The organism is Sporolactobacillus sp. KGMB 08714 (genome assembly GCF_036598985.1).
In the GTDB taxonomy this organism is placed as follows: Bacteria; Bacillota; Bacilli; order Bacillales; family Sporolactobacillaceae; genus Sporolactobacillus.
The window spans coordinates 23,471-34,099 of sequence record NZ_JAUUBW010000033.1 but is presented as its reverse complement, the minus strand read 5'-3'; the positions used below and the strand labels follow the sequence as shown (position 1 = coordinate 34,099).

Sequence of the window (10,629 nt, the reverse complement as noted above, 5' to 3'; positions counted from 1 at the left end):
CAAGGATGAGCGAAAAACGAGAGGGAAAAAATGTCCCTCTCGTTTTTCACTACAGACTGACCTTTTGAGACAGCCTCCAAAAAATTTCATCACTCTGTAAATCTATTGAATTTTTCTATCTCATATATAGGTAAATTGGTGGCAGTCTTGATTCAGTCATGGATAAATGTTGTGAACCAACCAGTAATGAGACCATTTTATTTCTGTAATAATTCTTTGAAATTTATATATATTTGGCTTGCAAAATCTATATTCGCATAGTATTCAGCTATTGATTGATAAGCTGTTGAAAGTAATTTGGGTGTGAATTTATTACCATTAACTTTTGTAAAGGGGCCATCACTTTCTACTAGGAGTCTGTTAGTAGGGATAAGTGGGAGCTTTGGTTTTGTTTTCTTACTGTGTGTCATATTAGTATTTATGGAAAAATAACAATTTAAGGCTACAAGGGCATTTAGTTGCGTAGATGAACCAGTAAACCAATGAATTATGCATTTTGATGGTTTATATTTCTTTATAATGTCTATCCCCGCATTCTCGGATTTACGTAAATGTACAGACATTAGTTTATTATTTTCTGCACAAAATTTAACTATTTGTTCGAAATAATCTAATTGTTGATTCTTAGGTAAATATCTACTTGAGGAAAAATCTAGACCAACTTCACCAATATATCTTACATTTTTCGCTAAAACCAAAAAATTCGAGAAATCTCTAACGCTTAGAGTTGATTGTTGCGGATGAAATCCTAGAGCAAATCTAATATATTTCGTTTCGTTGTATATTCTTTTACAAGATACAAAGATACCTGGAGAGTTTGTCATACACAATGTAAATTGTTTTAATTTGTTAATGGTTTCATATAGTTCTTTATGGTTTCTATAATAATCTAAGTGGAAATGTGTATCTATGAGCCTCCCCATCATAATTTTATATACTCCTTCATTTTAGGATCTTGAAAGAACAATTCTATCAAATCTTCCATTGTTTTTTTGTAGACACGAGTATAGTTCTCAATATCGTTAATTGATAGAGTACCTGTGCACATAATCAGCCGTTTGATTTCAGCATCCCCTACATTCTGATACCTGTATATACTACTAATAACAGCAAAAAGATCATTTGATCGATTACTTTCAGAAAGTCTTTGCAATAAGTCATAAGATACACTTTTATAAGTATACTTTTCTTCCGAATTTTCTGGGCCTACGTCCAATAAAGAACTTTTTCTAATTAGACATGGGTAACAGTAACCACAATTAATGGGGTACTCTCGTGAACCGGATTTATTGTATCGTGCAACACAAGGATGGGAGCATGAGATGGTGTCTGTATAACCCTTTGTAAAAGCGTTGGTGTTTTTCACAGAATTGACAACTTCTCGTTTAGTACAAAATTCGTAAAAGTTTATTATAGGATTGCTTATTCCGACAGCATTAAGTATCTGTCTGAAACTTCTCAAAAAATAAGGATGTGTTGTTCTAGTGCTACATGTGCCTTTTCGGCTATTTGTAAGGGGAATATTTAGTCCAATAAATCCGTTTTCAGGAATATATACTGGAACATTTTTTCCAAGAATACCGGCTATTGTTAATGCCCCACACAAAAATAGCAATGATCTTCCCCTTGAAGTATTCTCAGTTCCCTTGAGCTTTCCGGCGGAGTTAATAGGCGCTCTTGAATTAGCTGTAAAGCTCAAAAATTTTGTAGTTTGATTATGGTATTCCTCACCAAACATTGATACTAGTTTTTCCTGCTTTGCTCGTAATTTTGGATATTCATTATGCCCAAATAAACATGGTGAACATCCTTGCTCAAGTAAAGAAATTGCTCCACAGAAGGAATCTAGCCCACCGGAAAATAAACTCACTGCATCGCAATCGGATATGTCTAGTTTTATCCGGCTTGAACGAGTCCTTAAACTGTATTGATTATCTGTTTTACGGAAAGATATGTTCCATAAGTCACCAGTCAAAAACTCAGTGTTTTATTCCATAAATCTTCTACTGACTTCCATTTTTCAAATTCAATTACTGGTATTGATGCATTTATTTCACGAGTCCAACAATCTTGAAATTGCGAACGTGAAATTCGCTTATCCATGGCAAACACTGAAATTGCAATAACAAATAGATCTTCATAGATTTGTTGAATGGACAACTCTCCAATCCTAAGCCATGTATCAGCTATGTTAGTAAAGATTTTACTATATCCTTTTCTATTAAGCGAAAAAACATAAGCATCACTATAATTTGCAGATGGTGTTTCTTCCTGATTTTTATTTATCCAAACTCTCATTTGCTATTCCTCCACATATAGATCTTCAAATACAGAAAAAGCATCATTTAAAGCTTTGCCAACATATTGATTGCCTGATAAATTAGCAAAATTAATATCTTTTATTTCGTTGAAGGTTATATTCTCATACACACTGCTTCTGATATAATCTTGCATTTCATTTAATATGCGGTGTGTTTCTGCTGGAGATCTATCTTTACCAATTTTCTCGGCGAAACGAAAATCAAAGCTTATAGCTATGAATTCAACTAACATTTCTTTTAGTAATGCTTCTTGTGATATATTACCTAATTGTTCCAAGTCTATAATTTGTAAATTATCTAATGCCTTTGATAACGCATCTGCGGCTAGCGAGTCTTCAGCAGTTGCACCACTATGTGTATATTCGTTTAGTAGTTCGTTCCATATCTCCTCAGGAGGTTTCCCGATTAAATCTGATCTCTGTGCTTGATTTAATGCATAATCAATTCCATGACTCGCAATATTTTTTGATAAACCAAGAATGCCTGCTGCCGCGCTTGTAAATGTTCCCCCATAAGAGGCATCAGATTTCATTGCTGTTGCAAACTTACTTGCTGCTTTTTTTGTGAATCTAGGATCACCGTCACGAAGCATTTGGGAAACTGCACGTTTTGCTTGAGTCCATTGTATACGAGTAGGGGCAATGTATCCTTTTGAAGTTCCCATATTATTTCTTCCTTCCAGTTATGCGATCATATAGTTTTTGGCTTAGTCTACTACTATCTTTCATTTTGTCTAACATAGGTAACACAATCTCACTATTTGTTTTGTACATTTCGGTCAAATAAACAGAATCGGCAGGTTTAATAGTTTGTTTTGATTTCTCGATGGAATCTAAAATTTTATCACTATAAGGAGGAAATCCAATAAAAAGCTCCTTTATGATAAAGTATTCAAGCTGAGCTTTCTCGATTCGAGGCAGTAAAACTGAAAAAATATCATTAATATCAGATGGTGAAAGTTTTTTCATGTCATTTATTATTCCGGCAATTGTTCCACGTACAGCTAACCCCAACTTTTCTAGGATCTGTCGAGCTTGGCTGGTGAAATTTTGCGGATCAATAATATTTTTTTTAAGATTTTCTCGAGTCAGATAGAAGTATTTATCTAATCTTTGATTAAATAGTTCTCTAGGCTCACATTCAAGCCATTTTCTAATAGATGGAAGAGCCCATTTTGTATAATCAACATCAATAGTGTCAGAAGTGCCAGACAATACAGCTTCATACATGGCTTTGAATTTGTCATTGCAAATTGTGAATTCTTTATTCCACTCGTTGAGTTGATTAAATAAATCAGAGTCCAGCTTCTGTAACACTAATAATTTGGCAAGAATACGCATGTCAATTTCTTTGTCATCATAGTACATTTGAGCGAGTGATTTTTTTGTCACGAATGTATTTAAAAATCTTTTTGCTTGTCGAGGATTTCCTTTTAAAGTAGTTGAAACAATGTCTCTGACACTATCAATAATCGCTGCATCTGTCTTAAAGTATTCTTCTGATGGATTAAATGTCAGATCCAACTCTGAAATCAGTGACTGGATCTCTGTAAGATCTATGTGAGTGTCTCTGATTATATATTTTTTTTCATAAATCTTTTCAATCAAGCATTGGAAATCAGATGCTGATAGATAGTCTTGAGTCACAAGGAGTATTAAGTAATTTTCAATATCCTTTGACGACAATTCAGGAATGTAGATTGGCAATTGAATAATCTTTTCAGTATATTCAGTTGACAATTCTACACTAGAGCCATCAATGTTAGGATACTCTTTTTTGATTGCGTATTGTATAACGTTTTCATCAGCAGCGATAATAAAGGTTGTATGCTTAACAGATAGAAAAAGCTTGATTGCTTCTAGGGTGTCTATTATTCTTTCGGGAGTGCATCGATCAAGATCATCAACGATTACAACTACATTATCAACATGAGCATCATTGAGCATCTGTTCGAAGTCTTTGCGAAATTTTCTTACACCATCTACAGTCGTTTCGTGTTTGACGTACTCATGCTTTCCCTCTTGAACTTTTTCAGCTCCATTTTTAATCGTATTGGCAATTTCACCAACATTTTGTGGGATAACCATAGCTATTGGTAATGGATTCCCCATAGCTGCACTTGCGACAACAGAAGCACCAACTGAAATTGCTGAAGTTGCAAGTTTGAAGAGATCTATGCGGTCAAATAGTTTTTTTATTTTATCCTTAACTTGTTCAAATGGTTTTGCTTCATACAATTCTTTTAAGAGTGTCTCCATCAAAGCTGTTTTGGCATCTTCATATCCTTCAAACATCCAAGCATTAATTTTGACACAGATGATTTTTTGTTCATCATCTAACTGCTGATTAATCAAGTTTAATAATGTAGATTTACCAGCACCCCAAAGTCCAAAAACTCCAATAGTAAGTGGATTATTTGATTCGTCTTTTGCAATATTGGCAATTAATTTGGCATATGGTCCATAAAATAGGATATCTATATCAGATGCATTGTCTAACCACATAAATATCTCTACCCCCTTATAAGAAAAACTTATAATTACAATCTCTTCAAAAAATCATAATGAAACATTCTTTACCTTGAAACTTATCGATAGTGCACAATATTGACCAACAGAATAATAGAATGTACGTTTCGATTATACCATTAAGAGGCTATCTAAAAAGGGTGGTGGTTGATAAAACAGGATTATGTATCCTCAAAGAGGGCACCTCACAGCCAAAAAATTGACTATTAAGCTACCCTCTTAGATTAATGAATATTGAATTTTGGAAGTTCATTTTTTGAGAGAGAAATAAGTCTGATTGAGTGCAGAAATTGTATTTTATTTTTGGTTCACACGTTTTGTATGGTTTGATACCGCTTTAAAGCCCCTAATTTTTTACTGTATTTTTGCTTATACCCAGTATACTTAAACGGAGTGGGAATCAAACTTTAATACACAAAATTAGTTGGCGGAAAAATAAAATAAAATAAAAAAGAAGGCATATTCTTCAAAATATACCTTCTAAACCTCGAACTGATGCAGTTCTCCGACTCAAGTCCTTGGCGGAATTCTGGCGGAGATCCTTATCAATTTAAGTGTTTTTATCCATTTTACCCTTGCCAAAAATGCTGTTAAATCAACGTTTCGACACCAAACGAGGTATCTACTTTATTCCCACTCAATAACGATTGATACCCCTATAAAACCTTCTATAATAGGATTTTTACCACAGATGCATCGTTTTGGTGTAGTAAATGGGGGGAATCTATTATTTTTGTAAATCCAGCAACTTGCTTTTTATAATTGTCCATTAATTTTGTCATTTGCGAATCTTACTATTCTAAAATCGCAATCTTTTTTTCCATACATATTTTTTAATAGAACATAATCAGTAAATAGCTCAACCATAAACTCCGCATCACCACCACCATAAAATACACCATTTAGATAGCATTGATAATTATTCAAATAATTCGCTCCTTTATATACTCAAATTTTTAACATTTTTTTAGAAGCGTAAATGCTAATTAATACGCTCTATTTTTTGTACTCTTGTAGTAGTGCGAATCGTACAGTTTCCGAATATCCCAAGCGGCTCGAGCACGAATACAGCCGGTTCTCCCACCACAATCATGAAATTCCCTATAATATTTAACTCCTCGTTATCTTTTCTGAGCGTCCTCTTGCCTTCTCCTGGAAACCTTTGCAGCGTCTTTTTCTCCCCAGTGATTTCTAATTCATAAATGGTCTCAGACTCGGTAAATACAATGTACTGCCCTATCGTAATAGAATCTAGGCGTTTTAACAGCATATTCAAACCTCCGTTTTATTTCTCACACTCAATCATTTCAGAAATCAATTACAATCGAATTAATAAAATGATATTCCCTGCTCTTCAATTTTTTCCAATACTTTATCAATACTTAATGGAGCAAACCCAATCATATCTACACCAACATTCAACGCTCTCGGCCCCAAACAACTATTGAAATATTCCGTCCTTTTATCATGAACATGCCCGTAAAGTAAAATCGAATTATTAAAATAGCCATCCCATTCAAGAATTGGATAATGAAACAGTACAATTTTCTTCCGTTGGTAATAAAAACTATAGTAATCTTTAATCCATTCATAATTATTTAAATTAAATGCAGAATCATCTAAATATTGCTCATGATTTCCTCTAATTAAGTACTTTTTTCCTCTTAACTTTTTCAATACCTCATTTGCCTTTTCGCCAGAACCCCGATACATAAAATCGCCTAATATATAAACTTCATCATCTGGAGACTGTACCCTCTCATTCCAAAGCTTAATCATCTCATCATTCATTTCTGAAACATTCTTAAATGGACGATCACTAAATGAAATAATATTTTCATGACAAAAATGGGTATCAGCGATAAAATATTTCACCATAATCTATCACTCCTTTCTTTTTACATATTCATTTCCACTCGGTTCTCCTTTTATTTCTCCCATTGAATACAACTTCTCAAAAATTGAAACTGCGGAAGGCTCAACGAATCAGCATAGATAAAACCTTCTTCTACTTTACGGCAATTAAAGAAGACTAAAAAATTCCCCTCACATTCTATTTCCAGATTACTAATACCAATTTTTCTATTCCATTTCTCCTTTGCTACTGGCACAGGATCAGGAATAACAAGAATGTCATCCAAAAAATAATAATCAAATGCTTCGACACGTGAAAGCTGTTGAAAAATTTTATGCTTCTCGTCCATTTGATGTTGCCAAACAAGTTCCATGTTTTCAAGAATGAGGCACCCAGCTGATGGTTTAAATGCAAATCCTATTGTAGGCACAAAATTATTCTCCTTTGCTCTTTTTACTTAAACGTTCCGAAAGTCCTGCCGCTACCTTAAGCAAATCATAATAGGATAACCGTTTTGCGTCCTTTTCGTGAGACTGAACCTTATCTGCTTCCTCACTCATTAATACGTGAAGATTTCCCCCTCTTGGAATGATCTCCACCATTTCTCTAACAACGCGATCCGACGCCGCATTTTGTAACACTCTCCAATCATCAGGGAAGCCCTTTGCAATGATAATGCCAATCGCCTTATTGTGATACGTCTCTGCTCTAATCGACAGTGGAAGCTCTTGCGATTTCGTTATTTCCGTCACAACTTTGAAAAATCCACTGGCCAATGTCTCCCAAATATTATTACCTTCTGTGTAAACTGTGAAAGCTTCCTCCTGTCCATCTTTTGCTTGATCTAAAAATCTCTCAACAGATATTGAAATTTGATTTTTCCTCACGAGAACACCCCTCTAACTCTTTTTCAACGATTGGTTGCCATTAAAATGTATTTTCGTTTCCTTCGCTGTCTCTATTTTTACATTTCCCGACATCTCATCAGCGATTACCGAATCTGCACCATTCCACAGATGCGCATAATGTTTCAGAGTAATTTCAGGGCTAGAATGCCCCATACGCTTAGACAAGACAAGCACAGATACATTAAACTCATTGATAAGATACGAAGCATGAGAATGACGCAAGCCCTTCGCCTGTATTTTCTTTACGCCTGCTAGCTTTGCATAGCGCGCAATAATTCGAGCGATCGTTGATTTTATCATGGGCAACCCATCATAAGAAAAAATAAAATCATTTTCTTTTCCCAAGCCGATTTCCTTTTGCCTATCTCTCCATGCTGCTAAGATTTTTACAGTATCATCATCGAGTGCAATGATTCTTTTACCACCTTCTGTTTTCGTATATGGATTTCGTTTCCAGTCATTGCGACTTTTCATAATCAGCATATGATGAACACGCATACGCTTTTTAATTAAATCGACATCCTCCCACCATAATGCGGTCGCTTCATTCACTCTTAGCCCCGTAAAAAAATACGTGCACACCATAACATAGCTCAGATGCTCATAGAAATCTTTGATATAAATCTGACTAATCACTTTTTCAAATTCTTGTTTCGTCCAGTATGGAACAATCGCTTTTGATTTTGGAATCGCCTTAACCTTTTTGGAAATATTTTCTTCTAAGTATTGCATTTCCACAGCCATATCTAAGCTTTGGCGAAACGAGCCAAAAATAAGACTCGCGTAAGATTGAGCAAAACCTGCCCCACCTTTTTCCTTGCTCATTAATAACCACGTTCGAAAATTCTGTACGTCCTCAACGGAAATAGTACGCAACGTAAGCGACCCGAACCGATCACGTATCTTTTCTAATATCCTCTTACGAACAGCAAACGTACTCTCTTCAACCTCTGTCCGATAAGCAGGAATATACACATTATCCATAAATTGTGCGTAACTCATTTTATAATTCGCGTAACTGTTCACTTTATGGTATTCTCTTTTTAAACGAGTCAACTCTTTGTTTGCTTCAAATGCGGAGGAAAAAGGCTTTCCAGTAGCATCTTTTCTCCCTTTTTTTCGTATCCGTTTCCCAGTAAAACGATCGGTTCCAAATTCCGACTGATAAAAGAAATTGCCTTTACTATCAACATAAACTCCCGGGTATTTCGTTGTCTGTTGCGTTTTACTCTCCATCCGTCTTATTTTCCATTTCCATAGAGAAGCCTAAAATGGACTCGACCGCAAATCGTGGCACAATACCAAGTCTTTTATTATTGTAATACGCACATTTATGCTGATGAACCATGATTGCCTTCGCTTGCCGAATCAGAGAAACCGCTTGATACTTTTTAAAGCCAAGTTCGATTAAATCATCTTTAGATACAGTTACATTCACAATAATGGCTCCTTCCCTTGTCAATATTCATCTTCACTCATGAGTTCTTGCACACGCTGCTCAATCAACGTTTGATCAGACTTTTTAATTTTTTCTTTCCCCATTCGGAGTAAATCTTTCAAATAAACGTCTGCGAATTGTTCACCGTAAACACGACAAAATGATTCATAAATCATGCTTACTGACTTTGCTGTTGCATGCTCAACCCAATTTTTCTTTTTCTTTAATGTAAGCTTTTCACGCTGAACTTTTAACGGTATGGCTTCAATTCCATCAACAAATGCCGTCCACCATTTCATAGGTGGAAGCCTACTTTTATTGTGCAAATCCATATCTTTTTTTTGCTGAGTTTTAAAAGAATAGTGAGCCTTTAAAATTCCTTTTATGATCGAGTTTAACGGTCTCCCTTGTGAAATATAGTTAGCCACCTGACGAGCCTTCATGTCTGTCAGTTCTAACTCCCAACGTACCCATTGTTCTACGTCTATGACTTCATCTGTATTATCTCTGCGTTCTTGCTTCTTATCGTAAATCCGCAAAATCTGAGGAGACGAGCCAATATAGAGTGTGAAACCTGTCAACTTTCCGTCTAAAATTCGTCCACTATTGATTTCAACAAAACGATTGGCTTTAGATGATAATTGTCCACGCTTCAGATATTCCTGTAAAACGCTAACCGAAGGCGAAGAATCATCAAATATATCTAAAGCTAAATCAATACGTGAAACCTTGCCCCCCTTTTCCGACAAAATAAATGAAATCAGCTTATACCAATGCCAGCCGTCAACTCGTGACATATATTCCTCATATTGCCTACATGCTTGCCCTGACAGATCAACAAGGACGTTACTATGGCTAACAGAGGCATGAAGCTTAATATTCGCGAAGCTAATACTTTGGTCATACGACGGAAAAGGACTGCCTTTCACTTCCGTAGCGAATTCTGAAATAGGTATTCCTAAAACGCCATCAGCGACGGAAGAGAAGTCACTATTCGGAATCGAACAGCGAAAATAGTCGATTAAGCAATTATTTAGTCTTTGGATCATTGCCGACTACTCCAAGACTGTAACTAGAAGCCACGACCTTAATTTCCGCATACTGCCAAGAATCAGCCATTGGCTTGCCCTGAGCCACAAAAACCTTCTTTTGAACACGCTTCGGCTTAACAGCAAGTCCAGTAAACGAGATCGGAACAAATTCCCCATCTTCTACACCATCGAAAATTGGCAGACTATCCTGTCCCTCAACAACAACGCTAATCGGAGAACCGATTTCAGTCCCCCCATTACCCAAAATCATTTCAATGAACGGACGATCATAAACCTCAAACGTCAAAGTATATTTACCTGTTTCTTGCCATTCGCCACTAAGATTCTTTTCTCTTTCAACGCGGTGAGAAACACCAGACTCCTGCACAACCATTGCAGACGGTATTTTAAACTGGGAGAGATCAAAAGTTAAATTCTCCATATCGACCTTTTCAGAATCATTTAGAGCATGAAGTTTCGAAGTTTTTAAGATTAATTTTGTCATTTTTATAAGCCCCTTTTTTATCGAATTTTTCCTTTTTTTTAAT

At 35.6% G+C, this 10,629-nt stretch carries 14 protein-coding genes; all 14 read right to left on the bottom strand.

Annotated elements, in window-relative coordinates; genetic code table 11:
• Nucleotides 1-197 precede the first annotated feature (197 nt).
• The 14 genes from Q6A92_RS14195 to Q6A92_RS14130 all read right to left on the bottom strand — a co-directional run bounded on the left by Q6A92_RS14195 (nt 198) and on the right by Q6A92_RS14130 (nt 10,586).
• A complete protein-coding gene (locus Q6A92_RS14195) occupies nt 198-926 on the bottom strand; it encodes a TatD family hydrolase (RefSeq protein WP_332238497.1) in 729 nt (242 codons plus the stop codon).
• Nucleotides 923-1,975 carry a Qat anti-phage system QueC-like protein QatC gene (qatC, locus tag Q6A92_RS14190; protein ID WP_332238496.1) on the bottom strand — a complete coding sequence of 351 codons (1,053 nt, stop codon included), beginning with the start codon at nt 1,973-1,975 and terminating at the stop codon, nt 923-925. The genes Q6A92_RS14195 and qatC overlap by 4 nt, the downstream gene beginning before the upstream one ends.
• Nucleotides 1,972-2,298 carry a hypothetical protein gene (locus Q6A92_RS14185; RefSeq protein WP_332238495.1) on the bottom strand — a complete coding sequence of 109 codons (327 nt, stop codon included), beginning with the start codon at nt 2,296-2,298 and terminating at the stop codon, nt 1,972-1,974. Before Q6A92_RS14185 ends, qatC begins: the two co-directional genes overlap by 4 nt.
• 3 nt (nt 2,299-2,301) lie before the next feature.
• A complete protein-coding gene (locus Q6A92_RS14180; RefSeq protein ID WP_332238494.1) occupies nt 2,302-2,985 on the bottom strand; it encodes a hypothetical protein in 684 nt (227 codons plus the stop codon).
• 1 nt (nt 2,986) lies between these two features.
• Nucleotides 2,987-4,825, bottom strand: coding sequence for a KAP family P-loop NTPase fold protein (locus Q6A92_RS14175; protein WP_332238493.1), 1,839 nt, complete (start codon nt 4,823-4,825; stop codon nt 2,987-2,989).
• A gap of 780 nt (nt 4,826-5,605) precedes the next feature.
• Nucleotides 5,606-5,776: a hypothetical protein gene (locus tag Q6A92_RS14170; protein WP_332238492.1), complete on the bottom strand. Its 171-nt coding sequence runs from the start codon at nt 5,774-5,776 to the stop codon at nt 5,606-5,608.
• 55 nt (nt 5,777-5,831) lie between these two features.
• On the bottom strand, nt 5,832-6,119 hold the full coding sequence (locus tag Q6A92_RS14165) for a hypothetical protein (protein ID WP_332238491.1): 288 nt from the start codon (nt 6,117-6,119) through the stop codon (nt 5,832-5,834).
• Between the two features lie 59 nt (nt 6,120-6,178).
• On the bottom strand, nt 6,179-6,727 hold the full coding sequence (locus Q6A92_RS14160; RefSeq protein ID WP_332238490.1) for a metallophosphoesterase: 549 nt from the start codon (nt 6,725-6,727) through the stop codon (nt 6,179-6,181).
• Nucleotides 6,728-6,777: 50 nt separating this feature from the next.
• Complete coding sequence (locus tag Q6A92_RS14155) at nt 6,778-7,134, bottom strand: hypothetical protein (protein WP_332238489.1); 357 nt, start codon at nt 7,132-7,134, stop codon at nt 6,778-6,780.
• A 4-nt stretch (nt 7,135-7,138) separates the two neighbouring features.
• A complete protein-coding gene (locus Q6A92_RS14150; RefSeq protein ID WP_332238488.1) occupies nt 7,139-7,591 on the bottom strand; it encodes a hypothetical protein in 453 nt (150 codons plus the stop codon).
• A gap of 12 nt (nt 7,592-7,603) precedes the next feature.
• Nucleotides 7,604-8,848 (bottom strand): tyrosine-type recombinase/integrase, encoded by a 1,245-nt coding sequence (locus tag Q6A92_RS14145; RefSeq protein ID WP_332238487.1) that lies wholly within the window; start codon nt 8,846-8,848, stop codon nt 7,604-7,606.
• On the bottom strand, nt 8,838-9,050 hold the full coding sequence (locus Q6A92_RS14140) for a DUF3173 domain-containing protein (protein ID WP_332238486.1): 213 nt from the start codon (nt 9,048-9,050) through the stop codon (nt 8,838-8,840). The genes Q6A92_RS14145 and Q6A92_RS14140 overlap by 11 nt, the downstream gene beginning before the upstream one ends.
• 20 nt (nt 9,051-9,070) lie before the next feature.
• The gene (locus Q6A92_RS14135; RefSeq protein ID WP_332238485.1) at nt 9,071-10,099 is read right to left on the bottom strand and encodes a replication initiation factor domain-containing protein; all 1,029 of its coding nucleotides are present in this window, start codon (nt 10,097-10,099) and stop codon (nt 9,071-9,073) included.
• The gene (locus Q6A92_RS14130) at nt 10,080-10,586 is read right to left on the bottom strand and encodes a peptidase (protein ID WP_332238484.1); all 507 of its coding nucleotides are present in this window, start codon (nt 10,584-10,586) and stop codon (nt 10,080-10,082) included. The genes Q6A92_RS14135 and Q6A92_RS14130 overlap by 20 nt, the downstream gene beginning before the upstream one ends.
• Nucleotides 10,587-10,629: the final 43 nt, after the last annotated feature.

Bases quoted from the DNA above. Each gene is read 5' to 3' on its own strand.
- Q6A92_RS14145 (WP_332238487.1), bottom strand. From the start codon at position 8,848: ATGGAGAGTAAAACGCAACAGACAACGAAATACCCGGGAGTTTATGTT.
- Q6A92_RS14135 (WP_332238485.1), bottom strand. From the start codon at position 10,099: ATGATCCAAAGACTAAATAATTGCTTAATCGACTATTTTCGCTGTTCG.
- Q6A92_RS14175 (WP_332238493.1), bottom strand. From the start codon at position 4,825: ATGTGGTTAGACAATGCATCTGATATAGATATCCTATTTTATGGACCA.
- Q6A92_RS14130 (WP_332238484.1), bottom strand. From the start codon at position 10,586: ATGACAAAATTAATCTTAAAAACTTCGAAACTTCATGCTCTAAATGAT.
- Q6A92_RS14185 (WP_332238495.1), bottom strand. From the start codon at position 2,298: ATGAGAGTTTGGATAAATAAAAATCAGGAAGAAACACCATCTGCAAAT.
- Q6A92_RS14195 (WP_332238497.1), bottom strand. From the start codon at position 926: ATGATGGGGAGGCTCATAGATACACATTTCCACTTAGATTATTATAGA.
- Q6A92_RS14160 (WP_332238490.1), bottom strand. From the start codon at position 6,727: ATGGTGAAATATTTTATCGCTGATACCCATTTTTGTCATGAAAATATT.
- Q6A92_RS14165 (WP_332238491.1), bottom strand. From the start codon at position 6,119: ATGCTGTTAAAACGCCTAGATTCTATTACGATAGGGCAGTACATTGTA.
- Q6A92_RS14180 (WP_332238494.1), bottom strand. From the start codon at position 2,985: ATGGGAACTTCAAAAGGATACATTGCCCCTACTCGTATACAATGGACT.